The sequence below is a fragment of the Paeniglutamicibacter sp. NPDC091659 genome (assembly GCF_044756805.1).
In the GTDB taxonomy this organism is placed as follows: domain Bacteria; phylum Actinomycetota; class Actinomycetes; order Actinomycetales; family Micrococcaceae; genus Paeniglutamicibacter.
On record NZ_JBIVTO010000001.1, the window covers coordinates 836472 to 852884 of the forward strand.

18 protein-coding genes are annotated in these 16413 nt (G+C 65.8%); 9 read left to right on the plus strand and 9 right to left on the minus strand.

All coding sequences use genetic code 11. The features are described from left to right. The first annotated feature begins 160 nt into the window (after positions 1–160). Complete coding sequence (locus ACIQLF_RS03815) at positions 161–901, plus strand: SurA N-terminal domain-containing protein (protein ID WP_400294469.1); 741 nt, start codon at positions 161–163, stop codon at positions 899–901. 8 nt (positions 902–909) lie between these two features. On the opposite strand, the gene ACIQLF_RS03820 is transcribed toward ACIQLF_RS03815, so the two are convergent. Together ACIQLF_RS03820 and ACIQLF_RS03825 are read right to left on the minus strand one after the other, a co-directional pair. Continuing rightward, complete coding sequence (locus ACIQLF_RS03820) at positions 910–2163, minus strand: sensor histidine kinase (RefSeq protein WP_400294471.1); 1254 nt, start codon at positions 2161–2163, stop codon at positions 910–912. Then, positions 2150–2806 (minus strand): response regulator transcription factor, encoded by a 657-nt coding sequence (locus ACIQLF_RS03825; protein WP_400294473.1) that lies wholly within the window; start codon positions 2804–2806, stop codon positions 2150–2152. The genes ACIQLF_RS03820 and ACIQLF_RS03825 overlap by 14 nt, the downstream gene beginning before the upstream one ends. A gap of 171 nt (positions 2807–2977) precedes the next feature. Between ACIQLF_RS03825 and ACIQLF_RS03830 the strand changes: the two genes are divergently transcribed. Genes ACIQLF_RS03830 through ACIQLF_RS03845 form a run of 4 tightly spaced genes read left to right on the plus strand, consistent with a single transcriptional unit; the run spans position 2978 to position 6457 of the window. Next, entirely contained in the window at positions 2978–3481 is a 504-nt protein-coding gene (locus tag ACIQLF_RS03830) for a hypothetical protein (protein WP_400294475.1), read from the plus strand. Continuing rightward, a complete protein-coding gene (locus ACIQLF_RS03835) occupies positions 3478–4581 on the plus strand; it encodes a peptidoglycan-binding protein (RefSeq protein WP_400294477.1) in 1104 nt (367 codons plus the stop codon). Before ACIQLF_RS03830 ends, ACIQLF_RS03835 begins: the two co-directional genes overlap by 4 nt. Continuing rightward, positions 4578–5276, plus strand: a complete 699-nt coding sequence (locus ACIQLF_RS03840; protein ID WP_400294480.1) for an ABC transporter ATP-binding protein — start codon at positions 4578–4580, stop codon at positions 5274–5276. Before ACIQLF_RS03835 ends, ACIQLF_RS03840 begins: the two co-directional genes overlap by 4 nt. Further along, the gene (locus ACIQLF_RS03845; protein ID WP_400294482.1) at positions 5264–6457 is read left to right on the plus strand and encodes an ABC transporter permease; all 1194 of its coding nucleotides are present in this window, start codon (positions 5264–5266) and stop codon (positions 6455–6457) included. Before ACIQLF_RS03840 ends, ACIQLF_RS03845 begins: the two co-directional genes overlap by 13 nt. Positions 6458–6534: 77 nt before the next feature. Here the strand turns inward: ACIQLF_RS03845 and ACIQLF_RS03850 are convergent, their stop codons facing one another. The 4 genes from ACIQLF_RS03850 to ACIQLF_RS03865 are packed head-to-tail and all read right to left on the minus strand — an operon-like array spanning position 6535 to position 11406. Beyond that, positions 6535–7215, minus strand: coding sequence for a GntR family transcriptional regulator (locus tag ACIQLF_RS03850; protein WP_400294484.1), 681 nt, complete (start codon positions 7213–7215; stop codon positions 6535–6537). 41 nt (positions 7216–7256) lie between these two features. Continuing rightward, on the minus strand, positions 7257–8999 hold the full coding sequence (locus ACIQLF_RS03855) for an acetyl/propionyl/methylcrotonyl-CoA carboxylase subunit alpha (protein ID WP_400294486.1): 1743 nt from the start codon (positions 8997–8999) through the stop codon (positions 7257–7259). Positions 9000–9010: 11 nt separating this feature from the next. Further along, entirely contained in the window at positions 9011–10651 is a 1641-nt protein-coding gene (locus ACIQLF_RS03860; RefSeq protein WP_400294489.1) for a carboxyltransferase domain-containing protein, read from the minus strand. After that, a complete protein-coding gene (locus tag ACIQLF_RS03865) occupies positions 10648–11406 on the minus strand; it encodes a LamB/YcsF family protein (protein ID WP_400294491.1) in 759 nt (252 codons plus the stop codon). The genes ACIQLF_RS03860 and ACIQLF_RS03865 overlap by 4 nt, the downstream gene beginning before the upstream one ends. Positions 11407–11607: 201 nt before the next feature. Here ACIQLF_RS03865 and ACIQLF_RS03870 point away from each other — a divergent pair, with 201 nt between their 5' ends. Then, entirely contained in the window at positions 11608–11796 is a 189-nt protein-coding gene (locus ACIQLF_RS03870; protein WP_209999827.1) for a hypothetical protein, read from the plus strand. Positions 11797–11986: 190 nt separating this feature from the next. Here the strand turns inward: ACIQLF_RS03870 and ACIQLF_RS03875 are convergent, their stop codons facing one another. Further along, positions 11987–13144: a D-alanyl-D-alanine carboxypeptidase family protein gene (locus tag ACIQLF_RS03875; RefSeq protein ID WP_400294494.1), complete on the minus strand. Its 1158-nt coding sequence runs from the start codon at positions 13142–13144 to the stop codon at positions 11987–11989. A 266-nt stretch (positions 13145–13410) separates the two neighbouring features. Here ACIQLF_RS03875 and ACIQLF_RS03880 point away from each other — a divergent pair, with 266 nt between their 5' ends. The 3 genes from ACIQLF_RS03880 to ACIQLF_RS03890 all read left to right on the plus strand — a co-directional run bounded on the left by ACIQLF_RS03880 (position 13411) and on the right by ACIQLF_RS03890 (position 15282). Next, positions 13411–14184: a hypothetical protein gene (locus ACIQLF_RS03880; RefSeq protein ID WP_400294497.1), complete on the plus strand. Its 774-nt coding sequence runs from the start codon at positions 13411–13413 to the stop codon at positions 14182–14184. Positions 14185–14213: 29 nt separating this feature from the next. Beyond that, the gene (locus ACIQLF_RS03885) at positions 14214–14714 is read left to right on the plus strand and encodes a DUF456 domain-containing protein (RefSeq protein ID WP_400294499.1); all 501 of its coding nucleotides are present in this window, start codon (positions 14214–14216) and stop codon (positions 14712–14714) included. 205 nt (positions 14715–14919) lie between these two features. Beyond that, positions 14920–15282 carry a hypothetical protein gene (locus tag ACIQLF_RS03890; protein WP_400294502.1) on the plus strand — a complete coding sequence of 121 codons (363 nt, stop codon included), beginning with the start codon at positions 14920–14922 and terminating at the stop codon, positions 15280–15282. Between the two features lie 76 nt (positions 15283–15358). On the opposite strand, the gene ACIQLF_RS03895 is transcribed toward ACIQLF_RS03890, so the two are convergent. Together ACIQLF_RS03895 and ACIQLF_RS03900 are read right to left on the minus strand one after the other, a co-directional pair. Beyond that, the gene (locus tag ACIQLF_RS03895; protein ID WP_400294505.1) at positions 15359–15598 is read right to left on the minus strand and encodes a hypothetical protein; all 240 of its coding nucleotides are present in this window, start codon (positions 15596–15598) and stop codon (positions 15359–15361) included. Positions 15599–15677: 79 nt separating this feature from the next. Next, positions 15678–16343: a TetR/AcrR family transcriptional regulator gene (locus tag ACIQLF_RS03900; RefSeq protein ID WP_400294508.1), complete on the minus strand. Its 666-nt coding sequence runs from the start codon at positions 16341–16343 to the stop codon at positions 15678–15680. Between the last annotated feature and the right edge of the window lie 70 nt (positions 16344–16413).

Consider the following 16413-nt stretch of genomic DNA (forward strand, 5'->3'; position numbering starts at 1 on the left):
TTCTCCCGCACCCTCGCTGACGACGACGCAAAGGGAGGCGCCCGGATGGCCCCGCTGACGGGCATGCGGTGGACGTTCGGATCCAGCCCGGTGCCAGCTGCACCTGTTAGTGTTCCAAGGGTTGTCTAAGCACCGGGAGTGAACTGTGAACAAAAAGTGGATGGCGTCCATCGTCCTGATCGCCTCGTTGTCGTTCGTGACCGCGTGCAGCGGATCGGCCGAGCCGGAAGCCAGCCCGTCGACCAGTGAATCCGCACCGGCTTCGCCCGGCGCCGAGGCAGAAGCGCCGAAACCTGACTTGTCGGGCGTTCCTGACCTGGTTGCCACTGTGAATGGCGAGAAGATTTCAAAGGCCGACTTCACCCGCATCTATGAGGGGCAGTTCCAGCAGGTGGCGTTGCAGGCGCAAATGTCGGGCCAGGAACTCGACCAGACGCAGCTGAAGAAGCAGACTGCCGAAGGACTGGTGAACACCGAATTGCTGATCCAGCAGGCGGCGAAGGAAAAGATCTTTGCCACACGCAAGGACCAAGAACAGGCGCTGGCCGATGTCGCCAAGAGCAACAAGATGAGCAGCACCGAATTCCTGAAGTCCATGGAAGCCCAGGGCATTGACGAAAAGTCGGTCCGCGCCCAGCTGCGAACGCAGCTGGAAGTCGAACGCCTGATCGCCAACGAGATAGGCGATTTTAAGCCCACCGAAGCGGAACTCAAGGCCGCCTACGACGTGCTGCTCCAGCAACAGAAGGCCAAGGGCTCACCGGCAAACACCGAGGTCCCGAAGTTCGACCAGATCAAATCCGAGTTGGGCCAGCAACTGAAGCTGCAAAAGGAAGCCTCCGCGGTCAAGACCTATGTGGAGAAGCTCCGCAAGGGTGCCAAAATCAAGACGTACATGTAGCCAGCAGGCTATTCCGCGGGAACCTTCGTGCCGGGGAACGTGACCGTCGCCAACAACCCGCCCGTTGGCCGTGCTTCCAGGGCCAGCGCGCCGCGATGCCGTTCGACGATGGCGGAGACGATCGACAGGCCCAACCCGTGTCCCTTGCTTCCCGACGCGGAGGTGCGGCCCGCCGCCCGGAAGAACGGTTCGGTGAGGTTTTGGACCGTGCCCGGATCGAGCATGGTCCCGCTGTTGGCGACCGCGACAGTTGCCTCTCCGTGGGGCCTCGACGATGCGGTGCGGATGGACAGGTGCCCATCGCTTTCCGTGTTGTGCCGAATGGCGTTCTGCACGAGGTTGGTCAGCAGCTGGCGGATCAGTACCGGGTCCCCTGCCATGGGTGCGGGGTTCAGCGAGAGCTCCACCTTTATCCCGCGTGCGGCGGCTTCCGCAGCACAGGCCCGCGCGATCTCGGCAGCGGTAGCGGCAAGGTCGATCGGCTCGGTGCGGGCGGCTGAGGAATCGACCCGGGCCAGCTCCAGCAGGGCCTGGGCGATCTCGATGCTGCGCTCGTTCATGATGCGCAGCCGGTGGAACACCTTGGCGGTCTCGGGGTCGTCGTGCCGGGCAATGGCCACGTCGAGCATGGCGCGGCTGGTGGCCAGCGGGGTGCTCAGCTCGTGGGAGGCGTTCGAGGCAAAGCGTTTGGATGCGGCGAAGGAGCGCTCCAACTGCTCCAGCATGGTGTCGAAGTTCGTGGCAAGCTCGGAGATCTCGTCACGCGGACCGGTGAGCCCGATGCGCTGGCCCAGGTCCCCGTGCGTCGCGTCGCGCACGGCCGCATTGATGTACTGCAACGGCTTCAGCATGCGGCCCGCAACCGCCCAGCCGACGACCACTCCCAAGACAGCAAGGACCAGCAGGACAACCAAAGAAATCACCAGCAGCAGGTTGAGCATCTGGTCGGTGGAAGTGACAAGCAATTCGGAGGCAGGTCCCGAGGGCGTTGCGGGGACGCTTCCCTCGGGAACACCGACGACGGGGGCCGGGGGATCGGGCGTGTAGCCGGGCACGGCCGTTGCCGCAGGGGCAACGGTGGAGGCCGCAAGGTCGTAGGTCGGAACGAAACGCATGAAGACGTAGACGAGGCCGAGCATGATGATGCCGGACCCGGTGAGCAGCGCAGAATAGGTCAGGGCAAGGCGCGTGCGGACCGTGGCCCGGTACCTGCGGATCCCGGGACTTGCTGCATCCCGTCGCGGGGTCCTAGACGAAGGCATATCCGGCTCCCGAAACGGTCTTGATGGGGCTGGGCTCGCCGAGCTTGCGGCGCAGCGTGCTGATGGTGACCTTGACGGCGTGGGTGAACGGATTGGCGTTCGCATCCCAGGCCTGCTCCAGAAGGGTCTCGGCGCTGAGCACCCCGCCGCCCGCCTGCATGAGCAATTCCAGCACCGCGAATTCCTTCGGGGTCAGCGAGATTGGGTTGCCGTCGCGGCTGACTTCACGGCGCGCCGAATCAACGCGGATCCCGCCACGTTCGAGCACCGGCGTCAGCGTGGTGAACTTCCTGCGGGACAGGGCCCGCAGCCTGGCGATCAGCTCGGCGAACTCGAATGGCTTGGACATGTAGTCGTCGGCCCCCAGCTCCAGGCCCGCGACGCGCTCTTCCAGGTCCCCGGCGGCGGTGAGCATGAGAACCGCAGGTCCCTGCGGGTCCGCGGCCAGCCGGCGTGCCACCTCATCGCCGTGCACCCCGGGGATGTCCCGGTCCAGCAGCACCACATCAAAGTCCTGTTGCAGCAGAGCGGCCAGCGCGGCGTCTCCGTCGCCCGCCACTTGCGCGGTGATCGATTCCATCGCGAGTCGATCGTGGATCGCCTCGGCCAAGAATTCCTCGTCTTCAACGATCAGGACGCGCACGTGTGACTTCCCGTTCCCTTCGCGGTTTGGCTGCTGCTGACTTCCACCAGTCAATCAGGAATCCGGTTGGGAAAAGGTAAACGCCGACCTTTACCTTCCTTAAACCCCGGTTCTGGTGTGCTGGATTCCAAGAGAACAAGGCACCCGCTTATCGAATGCAAGGACAGCACCATGAAGAACACCTCCATCGCCCGCCGCGTCGCGGCCTTCACCGGGATCGTTCTGGTGCTGGGCCTGACGGCCTGCTCCCCGGCAAAACCGCAGGGCACCGAGCTAAAGACCGACGACTACCAGCATTCGCTGATTGACTGGCGACAAAAGACCGACGACTGCATGCTGGCCGCGGGCTTCGACATCACCGGCCCGGAGACCGGCGAGGGCGGAATGACCGGCTCGGTGGACCTCTCGAAGTACGACATGGTGGCCTTCGACAAGGCCTACGCCAAGTGTGCGGAAACCATCGGGGATCCTCCGGTCGACGAAAACCAGCCCACCGAGCAGGAAATGTTTGATTTCCAGCTGGTCTTCGCCTCCTGCATGCGAGAGGCCGGGTACGACTACCCGGACCCGGTGAAGGGACAACCGGTGTCCACCGGCGCCTTCGGCCCGGAAACCGACGGCGACGTCGTCGACAAGTGCACCAACAAGGCCAACGGCCAGGAGAACGGCAAGTGAGCGCCCCCGAGGCAACCCGGCTTGACGACGAACCTGCGATGAAGCGTCCTCGGCGCACCAAACGTGCGGTGCTCCTCACCGTGTCGGGCATGGTTGCCGTGGCCCTGCTGTTCGGCATCCTGGCCATGCTCCGGCCGCCGGCCGCCGAGGCCGAGGGGCCAACCCCGCTGGATCTTGAACGCATGCAGGTGGTGCGCGGGGACCTGGTGGAGACCGTACGGGTGCAGGGCAACCTGGGCCATGGGACACCGCGGGACATGGGAACCGCCCTGGAAGGCACCGTCACCTCCACCGGCGCCCCGGGCACCGTCGTGTCGGTGGGCGACGAGCTCTTCCGCATCGATGACAAGCCCGTGGTGCTGATGCGAGGCAAGCTTCCGGCCTGGCGCGCATTCTCCGAGGGCATGACCGACGGAAACGACGTGCTCCAGCTCGAACAGTCCCTGGCCTCACTGGGGTTCTTCCACCTGACCCCCGACACCAGGTTCACGCCCGTCACCAAGACCGCAGTGAAGTACTGGCAGAAGTCCTTGGGGCTTGACCAGGACGGGACGATCGAACACGGCCGGATCGTCTTCTCTCCCAAGGATGTGCGCGTTCAGCAGGCCAAGGCCAAGGCGGGTTCGGCGGCCGGCGGCGAGATCATCTCCGTCACCGGAGTCAAGAAGGAGGTTGAGGTCTTCCTCGACACCTCCGCCCGGTCCCTGGCCAAGAAGGGCGCCAAGGTCAGCGTCTCATTGCCGGGCGGTGCCACGGAACCCGGAACCGTGTCCGCCGTCGGCACCCCGGTGGAGCAGGAAGGCGCCGACGGGGCCACCCGCAAGATCCCGGTGACCGTGGTGCTGGAGCAGGAGAAAGCCGCCGCCGATCTGCAGGACGTACCCGTGGGAGTGCAGTTCACACAGGTCAAGGCAAAGAAAGTGGTGCAGGTTCCGGTTTCCGCGCTCCTCGCCCAGCCCGGCGGAGGATTCGCCGTCGAGGTCACCGAGGGCGAGCTGGTGAAGTTGGTGCCGGTCAAGCCCGGAATCTTCGCCAACGGCCTGGTCGAGGTCCTCAAGGGAGACCTGAAGGCCGGGGACACCGTGGTGGTTGCCAAGTGAGTACACCCGTCATTGAATTGCGCGGCGTGGAGCGGACCTACGGGTCCCCGCCCACCACCGCCCTGGCCGGGGTTGACCTGGTGATCGAGGAAGGAGAGATGCTTGCCATCGTCGGGCCGTCGGGCTCGGGCAAGTCCACCATGCTCAACATCGTCGGTTCGCTGGACCGAGCCACTGCCGGGGATGCGTTCATTGCCGGGCACGACCTGGCCACGTTGAACGACGCCGAACTTTCGGCCCTGAGGGCCCACACCATCGGGTTCATCTTCCAGCAATTCCACCTTTCGGACGGGGTCAGCGCACTGGAGAACGTGGCGACCGGGCTCCTCTACACCGGGATACCGCCACGCGAGCGCCGGGAACGCGCCGCCGCCGCGCTCAAGCGCGTCGGGCTCGGCCGCCGGCTGGGACACAACCCCCGGCAGCTTTCCGGCGGCGAACGCCAGCGCGTGGCCATCGCCCGGGCCGTGGTGGGAAACCCGCGGCTGATTTTGGCCGACGAGCCCACCGGCAGCCTCGACACGGCCTCCGGCGCCGAAGTTGTCTCGGTGCTGCGCGAACTCAACGAGCAGGGAGCCGCGGTAGTGGTCATCACCCACGACAACGAGCTGGCCGAACAGCTGCCGCGCCGGGTGCGCATCCGCGACGGGCGAATCATCTCGGACGACAGGAAGGTAACCTCATGGGCCAGCTGAAACGCTCCCGGCTGCGCGCCGGGGACCTGTTCGTACTGGGATTCCACGGGCTGCGCGCACGCCCCATGCGGGCGGTGCTCTCCTCGCTGGGCATCGCCATCGGCATTGCCGCGATGATCGCCGTCATCGGCATCTCCACCTCCAGCCAGGCGCTGGTCAAGGAGAAGCTCGCGGTGCTCGGCACCAACCTGCTCACGGTATCGGCCGGCACCGATGTCTTGGGCCAAGACGTCGACCTGCCGAAGGAAGCAGTGGCCAACATCCGCCGCATCCCCGGGGTGCAGCACGTGGGCTCGCTGGGCGCCATCGAGGGCGTGAATATCTACCGCAGCGACCGGATCGAGGCCTCACGCACCGGCGGACTGGAAGCTGCCGTGGCCGACGGCGACCTGCTGGCGGCGACCGGGGCCAAGCTCTTGCACGGCAGCTGGTTCAACGCGGCCACCGAGAAGCTTCCGGCCACGGTGCTGGGGCGCACCACCGCCGAACGCCTGGGCATCCAGCGCGCAGGGTCGCTGGTGTGGCTCGGCGGGCAGCAATTCACCGTGGTGGGCATCTTGGACTCCTCCCCGTTGGCCCCCGAACTGGACTCCACCGCGCTGGTGGGGGAGCCGGCGGCCCGAAATCTGTTGGGCTACACGGGCACCCCGACGCTTGTCTTCGAGCGTTCCACGGAGGACCGGGTGGCGGCGGTGCGCGAGCTGCTGCCGCCCACGATCAACCCGCAGGCGCCCAGCTCGGTCAAGGTTTCGCGCCCCTCCGACGCGCTGGCGGCGAAGAACACCGTGGACCAGGCGTTCACCGGGCTGCTGGTGGGCGTGGGCTCGATCGCGCTGCTGGTCGGCGGGATCGGGGTTGCAAACACGATGGTCATCTCGGTGCTCGAACGCCGTTCGGAGATCGGCCTGCGGCGCTCGCTGGGGGCCACGCGCCGGCACATCCGCCTGCAGTTCCTCTTCGAGGCAATGCTGCTCTCGGCCCTCGGCGGGCTGGCCGGCACGCTGCTGGGTTGGCTGGTCACCGCGATCGCTGCAAGATCCAACGGCTGGGTCGTGGCGATCCCGCCGGCCGTGCTGTTTGCCGGGATCCTGGTGACCATCGCGGTGGGCGCCATCGCCGGGGTGCTGCCCGCGGTGAGGGCCTCGCGCACCGCGCCGACCGCGGCGCTGGCCTCTGCCTAGGAACGCCGGGGAAAAAGGAAACGGCCTTTCGGAATCGAATTCCGAAAGGCCGCTTCCGCGTCTGCATGGGCCGGCGGCTAGTTGCCCTCGCCCAGGTGGTCCAGGAGTTCGGCCTCGGCCCGGTCCAGGTAGCCGCGCAGGGCGACCGAGGCTTCGTCGCGCTTCCCGGCGACCAGCAGCTCCACCAGGGAGGCGTTGAGCTCGACGTAGTGGGAGTGGAAATCCGGGGCGTCGCTCATGGCATGGAAGACCAGGCGCATCTGCGCCAGCACCCGGGTCATGAGTTCCTGCAGCCGCTCGCTTCCGGTGGCCCGGACCAGCTGCTCGTGGAAGCACTGGTTGGCGTCCGCCATCTGTGCGATGTCCCCGGCGGCCAGCGCCGCACGGGCGTCGACGACGATCGCGGCCAGGGCCTCGACGTCCAGGTTCGGGCCCCAGAGCACCGCTGCGGGCTCGATGATGCGACGCACGCCGTAGATTTCCTTCACGCCGCTGGCGCCGGGGGAGGAGACGAAGACCCCGCGGTTGGGGATGCGGGTGATGATCAGCTCGTGGTCCAGCACGGCAAAGGCCTCGCGCAGGGTGTTGCGCGAGACCCCCAGCGCGGCGGACAGCGACTGCTCGGAGAGCTTGGCCCCGGGCAGCAGCTGGCCCTCGGCGATGCGCGAGCGCAGCACCGCTGCCACCCACTCGCCGGTGTGCGCGTGGGTGGAGCCCTCAGCGAGGGGCAACGACGAAAGTACGGAGTTCACCAGCATCTTTCCAATCTAGTTGATACCCGCCGAGAGACCGCGATGCATTAAGCGATGCTCCCGAGTGCTTCGCCGCGGGTGATGGCGGTTCCCGGTTCCTGGGCGCCGCGGCTGAAGGTGCCCGCACGGTGCGCCGCGATGGCCGACTCCATTTTCATGGCCTCGAGCACTGCCACGGTGTCGCCCTCGGCGACGACCTCGCCCTCCTCGACGGCCCACTTGACCAGGTTGCCGTTCATCGGGGCCGCCAGCGTGGACTCGTCGGCCGCGGCAGCGATGTTCTCGGCGGCCAGGTCGAAGGCCATCCCGGTGCCGCCGTGGCGGATCGAATCGACGAGCGAGGCCGGCAGGCCGATGTTCATGGCCTTGCCGTCGACCTCGATGGTCAGGGTTTCGCGCGTGGAACCCGGCTCGGCCGCGGCGATCTCCGGGCTGGAGGCCAGCGCCTCGGCGAACTCGGATTCGATCCAGGTGGTGTACACCCCGTAGCGCTCGTTGTTGGCGAACTCGGCGTTGCGCACCACGGCGCGGTGGAACGGCAGCACCGACGGGACGCCGGAGATGACCATCTCGTCCAGGGCGACCTTGGCGCGGCGCAGCGCCTGGGCGCGGGTGGCGCCGGTGACGATCAGCTTGGCCATCAGCGAGTCGTAGTGCGGGGGAATCACCGAGTCGGTGCGCACGCCGGAATCGACGCGGATGCCCGAACCGGTCGGGACCTCGAACGCGGTGATGCGGCCCGGGCCCGGCAGGAAGCCGCGGGCCGGGTCCTCGGCGTTGATGCGGAACTCGAAGGAGTGGCCCCGGGGGGCCGGGTCCTCGGTGAAGGAGATGGCTTGGCCCGAGGCGATGCGGAACTGCTCGGCGACCAGGTCGACGCCGGTGGTTTCCTCGGTGATCGGGTGCTCGACCTGCAGGCGGGTGTTGACCTCAAGGAAAGAGATCAGCCCGTCCGGGGCCACCAGGTACTCGACGGTTCCGGCACCGTGGTAGCCGGCCTCGCGGCAGATGGCCTTGGCGGAGGAGTGGATGGAGGCGCGCTGCTCGTCACTCAGGAACGGCGCGGGCGCCTCCTCGACGAGCTTCTGGTGGCGGCGCTGCAGCGAGCAGTCGCGGGTGCCGACGACCACGACGTTGCCGTGCATGTCGGCCAGGACCTGGGCCTCGACGTGGCGCGGCTTGTCCAGGAAGCGTTCCACGTAGCACTCGCCGCGGCCGAAGGCCACGGTCGCCTCGCGCACCGCGGAGTCGAAGGCGTCGTCGATTTCCTCGAAGTTGCGCACGATCTTGATGCCGCGCCCGCCGCCGCCGAAGGCCGCCTTGATGGCAACCGGCAGGCCGAATTCCTCGGCGAAGGCGCGGACCTCGGCGCCCGAGGCCACGGGTCCTTCGGTGCCCGGCACCAGCGGGGCGTTGGCGCGCACGGCGATCTCGCGTGCGGTGACCTTGTTGCCCAGGGCGCGGATCGAGTCCGGGGAGGGGCCGATCCAGGTCAGTCCGGCGTCAATGACGGACTGCGCGAAGTCGGCGTTCTCGGCCAGGAAGCCGTAGCCCGGGTGCACGGCGTCGGCGCCCGAGCGGGCGGCGATGTCAAGGATCTTGCCGATGTTCAGGTAGGTGTCGGCACCGGAGGCGCCGTTCAGCGCGTAGGCCTCGTCGGCGCGGCGCACGTGCAGCGAATCGGCATCCGGGTCGGAGTAGACGGCCACGGAAACCATGGAGGCGTCGGCGCATGCGCGGGCAATGCGGACGGCGATCTCGCCGCGGTTGGCGATCAGTACTTTCTTCATGCGTGGATTCCTTAGTGGGTGCGGGAGCCGGTGGCCCGGGCTGCGTGGGAGACGTGGTGGGCGTGCGGGTCGATCAGGGCAAAGCGGATCGCGGCTCCGGGCGGGAGCTGGGCGGCGGCGCCGAGGTCCTCGGCGATGACGCCGGCGATGACCGGGTAGCCGCCGGTAACGGGGTGGTCGGCGAGGAAGAGCACCGGAAGGCCCGACGGCGGGACCTGCAGCGCGCCCATGGCGACGCCCTCGCTGGCGAGTTCGCCGGAACGGACCCGCTCCAGCGCGGTGGCGTCCTCGCCCAGGGCCAGGCGTACGCCGACGCGGTTGGATTCGGCCGAGACCTTCCAGACCTGGCCGGTGAGCCGGGCCAGTCCGGCCTCTCCGAACCAGTCGTCGCGCGGTCCGGCGCTGATGCGCAGCGTGTACACGCCGTCCTCGTCGGGGACCGGAAGCGTGGAGGGCTCCGGGTTGCCGACCACGTGCGCGCCGTGGACGGCGCCGACGGGCAGCACCGATCCGCGGGTCAGCGGGGCCGGGCCGATGCCTGACATCGAGTCGGTGGAGCGCGAGCCCAGCACCGGGGGCACATCGATGCCGCCGCGCACCGCGATGTAGCTGCGCAGGCCCTGCCCCAGCGGGGTGAGGGTGACGATTTCGCCGTCGAGCAGGGCGAAGGGGGTGTTCATGGGGACCAGGCGTTCCTCGTGGAACTCGTCGTCCTCGACCGGCACGACCATGATCTCCGCCTCGGCGCCGGACACGGCCAGCACCTGGTCGCCGGCGGCCTGCAGGGTGATCGAACCCATGAGGTTCTCGATGAGGGCCGAGGAGCTCTTGTTGCCGACCAGGCGGTTGGCCTGGCTGGCCGCGCCGGTGTCGGCGGAGCCTGCGGCGGAGACGCCCAGGTTTCCGAAGCCGGGGCGGCCGAGGTCCTGGATCAGGGACTGCAGGCCCTGATCCACGACGAGCAACGTGCCGTGCGCGGCGTGCTGGGCGGCAGGTGCCTGGGCGGCCGCCGGGGCCGGGGCCACCTGCAGGGAAGTGCGCGAGGGGATGAAACGCACCCGGTCCTGCGGGCGGATCAGCGCGGGGTTCGGGCGCTCAAGGTCCCAGAGCACCGCGTCGGTGTGGCCGATGAGCTGCCAGCCGCCGGGGGATTGGCGGGGGTAGACGGCCGAGTAGTCGCCGGCAAGAGCCACGGCGCCGGAGGGGACCACCTTGCGCGGGGTGTCGCGGCGCGGGACGTTCAAGACCTGGTTCTCGCCCAGCAGGTAGGCGAAGCCCGGGGCGAAGCCGCCGAAGGCCGCGCGCCAGGTCTGCTGCGAGTGGGCGTTGACGACGCCCTCGACGCTGAGCCCGGTCAGCCGGGCAACCTCGGCGAGGTCTTCGCCGTCGTAGAACACGGGGACCTCCACCAGGGAACCCGCATCGGCCGGGGCCGAGCCCAGTTCCATGGCGAGGACTGCGGTGGAGATCTTCTGGGCGCTGGCCCAGCCGTCGGTCTTGATGAACAGCGTGCTGGCTGCGGCCAGGACGTCGACCTGGCCGGGTAGCGGGCTTGCCTCGAGAAGTGCGCCGAGGGCCAGGACCGAGTCGAGGTCGGAGAGCTCGACGAGCACCGAGCGGGTGCCTGCAAAACGGGTGGAAACGATGCTCATGCGAAGCTCTTGATGCCGACGCCGGCGTTCTCGAGGCCGAAGCGCACTGCCGCGGCCATGGCGACGGCCCCGGCGGTGTCGCCGTGGACGCAGATGCTTTCGGCGTTCATGGTGATGACCGAGCCGTCGACGGCAACGATGGTGCCTTCGGTGGCCAGGCGGATCATGTTGGCGGTGACCTGGGCCGGGTCATGCAGCACGGCGTTGGCCTCGCGGCGGGAGACCAGGGTGCCGTCCGGGTTGTAGTTGCGGTCCGCGAAGGCCTCCGCCACCGGGCGCAGGCCGGCTGCCTCGGCCTTGGCAAGGGCCACGGAGCCCGGGAGCAGGAGGACGGGGAGGTCGGAACCGAACGCGCGGATGGCGTCGATGACGGCCTGGGCGTGGGCCTCGTGGTGCACGATGGTGTTGTACAGGGCGCCGTGCGGCTTGACGTACTTGATGGTGGAACCCGCCGCGCGGGTCAGCGCCTCGAGGGCGCCCAGCTGGTAGAGCACGTCGTCGGCCAGCTCGGTGGGGGAGCAGTCCAGGAAGCGTCGGCCGAAGCCGGCAAGGTCCCTGTACCCGACGTGCGCGCCGATGGTCACCGAGGCGGCGACGGCATCGCGGCAGGTCTGGGCAATGACGCTTGGGTCACCCGCGTGGAATCCACAGGCAACATTTGCCGAGGAGACGGAGGTGAAAATCGCGGCGTCGTCGCCCATGGTCCAGTTGCCGAAGGATTCTCCGACGTCGGAATTCAGGTCGATGTATGGCATTTGTGACCCCCGTCTCTTGATGTGGTTTCTTTAAGGATGCACTAATTCCACAGATTGTTCAACAATCCTTCGGGGCGGTGTTCCGTCGGCTTGTCGAGGGCCCATGTATCAGAATCATGGCATAGCGGGTTTGCGGTGCCTAGGATAAGGGAACAGGGTCTGATGCCGATGGGCATCGCCGAACCGAGGGGCGGGGAGAACATGAAATTTGTTTTCGAGATCGACATGAATACCGATGCGGTCAAGCTGGACCCCGAGGCCGAGATCACCCGGGCCCTTCGGTATTGGGCCGGGAACCTCAAGAACTACCCGATGGAGCAGGGCGCCGAGGAAGACGTCTACGACAGCGCCTATGAGCGCGTCGGCAGCTGGTGCATCATCGACGACTGACGTGTCGGTTGGCCGAGGTCGGGCGGGCGTGGCGCTTTGTCGGTGACAAGAGCGGGCAGTCCACCGACCCCCAAGATTTGGTGGACTACCCGAGTCCTCGTGATGTAGCCGGCCAGCGTCGCCGGACCCGTTGCCAGATGACTTCTAAATCAACACCGACTGGTCGGGCAACCGATGCATGGCCCGGCTTTTAGCCGTAGTACTCGAAGTGCCAGGCTTCGGCGTACGGGCTGCCCTCTTCAAGGATCTTGCGGTGGACCCAGCCGTAGTTGCTCGAGTTCTGCTTGAGCCATTTGTAGTACTTTCCCCGGAACGAATAGTCGTACGATTCGGGGAAGTCGATGGCCGTACCCCAGCCGTGGTTCGAAGTACCGGGACGCGCGGCAATGTAGGGGCCGAGTTCTTTCCAGTAGTAGTCCTGGGTCGCCCGGGTGCGGTAGGACAGGTCAATGGTGAGGTCCTTGCCGAACTTCTTCTTGAATGCGGTGTTCAACCTGGTCAGGGACGCGACCGCGGGTGCGGCGATCAGCGTCTTTTCTTTGTCCCACGAAACCGTGGACAGCGCCCGTTGGTCGATCTTGCCGTTGGTCATGCGTTTGATGGACTTGTAGCTGTACTTATTGGGGTTGCCTGTCGGTGCATTGGAGCTGCGCTTCAATGCAGAGGACTTGACCCAACCGGATGTGCCCTGGGTTCGCACGAAGTACCAGCCGGAACGTTGCCCGCCCTTCTTCTCCAGCTTCAGGTCGCGATAGGCCACCGAGTTGCGGGGGATGTCCTTGATCCGCGCGGCTCCTCCAACGCTGCGGTACAGGCTGGTGGTCTTGTCCTTTGTCCAGAACCTGGCGTCCAGCCCGGCGCGGTTGGTGCTGTACTTGCCGGTGACGACCGCCCTTCCACCGGAAACCCTCGTTGCCGACGGTTTCTTCGCCGTTACCTTTTTCGCGTGGGCATTCGAAATGTGTCCGGCGGTGCCCTTGTAGCTCACCTTGTACCAGCCGTTTGACGCCTGCGCGGTGGCCCGCAAGGTGGTGTTGGCCGGGATGATCTTCAGGGATTTTTTCTTGGCAGAGGCGCCCTGGCGGATATTGACATTTGCGGTGGTCTTGACCGAGATGTCGACGCGCTTGGTGGCGGCCCTTGTCGCTTGGCGCGGGCCTGGTGTGAGCATGCCGGGGGCGGCGGCGGGAGTGACCCCGTGCGCCACGGTTGGGGTGGCGGATGCCGGAGCTGCGGCAAGCGGGGCAAGGACGAGGCTTGCGCCAAGGCCCAGCACCAGTCCCCATCTCCAGAAGTGGCGATTCGCCGGTGCCTTCAACGAAGGAGAAGGCATAGAAAAATTGGTCATGACTGAGAAGGGCCCCCATGGCTAAAGAAGTGCACATCTAGGAGGCGGCTGGAAGCGTTCCTGTCCGAGATCTCCTGATGCGCGAGACGTAGAGATAACACTATCAATTTTCAATCTATAGATTTTTCATAAAAGATCTTATCAAGTATCAAAATCACCCATAGGATCGTCTTGGAGATGGGAAATTGATTCTACGGAATCTAGTTTCGAAGAGACCCGCATCACACCTGTCGCGCGGGCGCCGAGCACTTTTTGGGGGAGCCTGGATGCCATTACGTATTGACCTGTGCAGATTGGGTGAAAATGATCGGAACACGCCGCGACTCTGGGAAGAAATTCGTCATGCCACTTGGGTTGATGAGCGTACGGTCTCCAAGCGGGCGGCCTTTGCGCGGCTGGGCCGAGGCAGCACCGCCGGTTATCGATTGATCGATGCCGGTGTTCTTCCGCTCCGAAGCGTGCAGGGGTACAAGGACCCCCGTGTGCCCGAGTCCGTCGTGGAGTTTCTTGAGGCCCTGCCACATCTGGATGCGGAATCCATGGGTGGCTATGAGGCGAGCCTGCAATTTCGCTGCATTGGTGCAACCGTTCGGGGCGATGCGACCGAAGCGTTGGGAGAACCTGAATCGGAACTGGCCAAACGCATTGCTGCCCAGGGGGTTCCCACACGCGCGGCAAAGTTCTACGGCCTCAACATCGGCATGAACATCTCGCAGGCCGTCAACAGCACTTGTGGCTGGTGGAGCATGGGGCCCAAGGTTGCCGGTGCTCCTTCGCTTCGAAGCGCCGTGTTGCACAACTACCGGCCACCCTTCGAGCGGGTACTGGTGACGGTGGCCGGCTTGGCGCTGCTGGACCTGCAAACCACGGAGATTGTTTGCCGCAGCCCCGGCGGCGGCTCGGAACGAACCCATGGCGTTGTCATCCACGCGCAGACCCCGAAAGACCTGTCGTTGGTTGGCACCTGGATTGCGGATCCCCCAGACGGCAGGACGTTGCGGCGCTTCGGAAAATGGCCGGATCGTCCGGATGCGAAATAGGCCATTGGACTTCCTGTCAGACTAGGTGCGTGGACATCCAAATCATCGCAACCGTCATTGCCGGAATCCTCTTGGCCGTAGCGGCACTGGGAACCATCATCCCGGTGCTGCCCGGAAGCCTGCTCACCGTCGGCACCCTTCTTGCCTGGGGCTGGATCATAGGCAGCCCGGCAACGTGGTGGGCTGCGGGAATCGGCATGGCCATTGCGCTCGCCGGCTGGAGCGCCTCCACGGTCCTCACCGGGCGGAACCTCAAGCAACAACTCATTCCGCGCGGATCCATCTTCCTGGCGATCATTCTGGCCATCGTTGGAATGTTCCTCATCCCGGTGGTCGGGCTGTTCCTCGGATTTGGCGTCGGGCTGCTCGTGGGTGAGTACTCGCGCCGCAGGAACCTGCCCGAGGCGCTGCGGGCCTCGGGGTCCGCGCTGAAGGCGATGGGCCTTGGCATGTTGACGGAATTCGGGTGTGCGGCCTTGGCCTCTTCGGTGTGGATGATCGGCGTCATCGTCCATTTCTCCACGCGCTGACAGGGTTTGTGCGCTCCGGCACAGGGCGCCCGCGGCGTGGGCCACACACCCCTGTGAGTTTGCCAACCGTTCTCCCCGTATTCGGTGGTTGCCCTGCCACCTGCCCGTAGTCTCGAAAGGAAAGAGACTGAGAAAACCGTGGGTGTTCATTCCCCGCGGCCGGGTGACCTTGAAGGGGAATGCAATGCGTCTGGCACATCGAACGATGCCACTTGGTGAAGACATCCTGCTGGCCCGCCACGGGGATCGCATCGTGGAAATGACCCAGGACCGCAAGAACAACCTGACCCGGGCGCTGCTGTCCGACGGCACCAGCGATACGGCTTCAAACTTCCTGGTGAGCCTCAATGCCCTCGCGGCGGTCACCCCCGCCGAGCGTTTCGGCAAGGTGGCCGGCGACTACTCCGCGGATCGTTTGTCGATCAGCCGCAAGGAGATCCGCCTGATGATGCGTCTTTCGGCGGCCTGGGCCGCCGTGAGCACCGCCATCGTCGGCGGCCTGACCTGGGCCATTTATTCCTATGGCGACCCGGAAACGCTGACCCAGATCATGGGCAGTTCCTTCTGATCCCAGACATCGATCGCCTCGAAGCGCAGCCAACACCGGTTGGCCGCGGGTCGAGGCGATTTTTTGGTTGTACGGCCTAGCGTTTTCTGAATGAAAACCGTCCGACGACCCAGCCGATCAGCAGAACGACGCCGAGGGCTATCCACAGCGGCGCATTGAGATTCAGGAAAAACAGCTCGATGCGGACGCTCTGGCGGTTTTGCACAACGAAGACCACGGCAAGGATGGCGCCGACAATCGCGATCCAGTTCTTGGCCGTAAGTTTGGACAGGAATCCGGTGACGGGGTTCTTGCCGCTGCTGGGTGTTTGGCTCATGGCACTACTCTATGTTCTGCGGGGCGCGCAGGCACCGGGTTGCCACGGATTGCTCCGTCCCATGTGGTGACGGATTTTTCTAGCTGCCGGCGCCCGCGGCAAGCAGGCCGCCTATGATTGCCGCCAGGCCCGTGAGGAACGCGGTTTCTGAGTTGTTCTTGCCGGTGGCTCGCTGGGCATCGAGGGCGCCCTCGAATTGCGGCAGCTTTCCCGCATGCTCGCCGGGGTTGAAGATATCCAGCGGGGCTGTGGCATCCAGTGCCGAGCCGAAGATGAACGATTCCAAGGCGACGATGGCCGGGATGATCGCCTCCTGCTTCCAGCCTGCATGCACGAAGCCCCCTGCCACTGCCTCATACATTTCCAGGGTTCGCGGGGAACCCGAAACCGGGAGCACGGCGATCATGGGGATCAGCGGGGCATGCTCCGCAAAGACGTCCCTGTACGACTGTGCCCAGCGGAAGAGTGCCTGATCCAATGCGTGCGTGGCGAACACCGAGGAATCGACCCCGTCCATCACGATTTCCTGGATCCATTGCATGAGTTCCTGCTTGGAGTCAACATGGTTGTACAACGCCGACGGTGAGACGCCCAGCGACTTGGCCACGGCGGACATGGTCAGCGTCGAATATCCCTGCGTCGAAACCAGCTTCAGCGCGGCCCGCGCAATGAGCTCGCGATCCAACACCACCGAACGCGGCCTGCCGGCCCTGCGGCGCGTGGATTGCGCAGTTTCTTCGGGCACAAGGGGCTCCTCACGTGGCTCACTTCACAATGCTTCTCTTCTGTCCTACTATTAAACCAGTCTAGTAAAT

What these genes read in the sequence shown, in the direction of transcription:
- ACIQLF_RS03815 (WP_400294469.1), top strand. Translation starts at nt 161, where the DNA reads ATGGCGTCCATCGTCCTGATCGCCTCGTTGTCGTTCGTGACCGCGTGC.
- ACIQLF_RS03820 (WP_400294471.1), bottom strand. Translation starts at nt 2,163, where the DNA reads ATGCCTTCGTCTAGGACCCCGCGACGGGATGCAGCAAGTCCCGGGATC.
- ACIQLF_RS03830 (WP_400294475.1), top strand. Translation starts at nt 2,978, where the DNA reads ATGAAGAACACCTCCATCGCCCGCCGCGTCGCGGCCTTCACCGGGATC.
- ACIQLF_RS03845 (WP_400294482.1), top strand. Translation starts at nt 5,264, where the DNA reads ATGGGCCAGCTGAAACGCTCCCGGCTGCGCGCCGGGGACCTGTTCGTA.
- ACIQLF_RS03850 (WP_400294484.1), bottom strand. Translation starts at nt 7,215, where the DNA reads ATGCTGGTGAACTCCGTACTTTCGTCGTTGCCCCTCGCTGAGGGCTCC.
- ACIQLF_RS03855 (WP_400294486.1), bottom strand. Translation starts at nt 8,999, where the DNA reads ATGAAGAAAGTACTGATCGCCAACCGCGGCGAGATCGCCGTCCGCATT.
- ACIQLF_RS03860 (WP_400294489.1), bottom strand. Translation starts at nt 10,651, where the DNA reads ATGAGCATCGTTTCCACCCGTTTTGCAGGCACCCGCTCGGTGCTCGTC.
- ACIQLF_RS03865 (WP_400294491.1), bottom strand. Translation starts at nt 11,406, where the DNA reads ATGCCATACATCGACCTGAATTCCGACGTCGGAGAATCCTTCGGCAAC.
- ACIQLF_RS03870 (WP_209999827.1), top strand. Translation starts at nt 11,608, where the DNA reads ATGAAATTTGTTTTCGAGATCGACATGAATACCGATGCGGTCAAGCTG.
- ACIQLF_RS03875 (WP_400294494.1), bottom strand. Translation starts at nt 13,144, where the DNA reads ATGACCAATTTTTCTATGCCTTCTCCTTCGTTGAAGGCACCGGCGAAT.
- ACIQLF_RS03880 (WP_400294497.1), top strand. Translation starts at nt 13,411, where the DNA reads ATGCCATTACGTATTGACCTGTGCAGATTGGGTGAAAATGATCGGAAC.
- ACIQLF_RS03890 (WP_400294502.1), top strand. Translation starts at nt 14,920, where the DNA reads ATGCCACTTGGTGAAGACATCCTGCTGGCCCGCCACGGGGATCGCATC.
- ACIQLF_RS03895 (WP_400294505.1), bottom strand. Translation starts at nt 15,598, where the DNA reads ATGAGCCAAACACCCAGCAGCGGCAAGAACCCCGTCACCGGATTCCTG.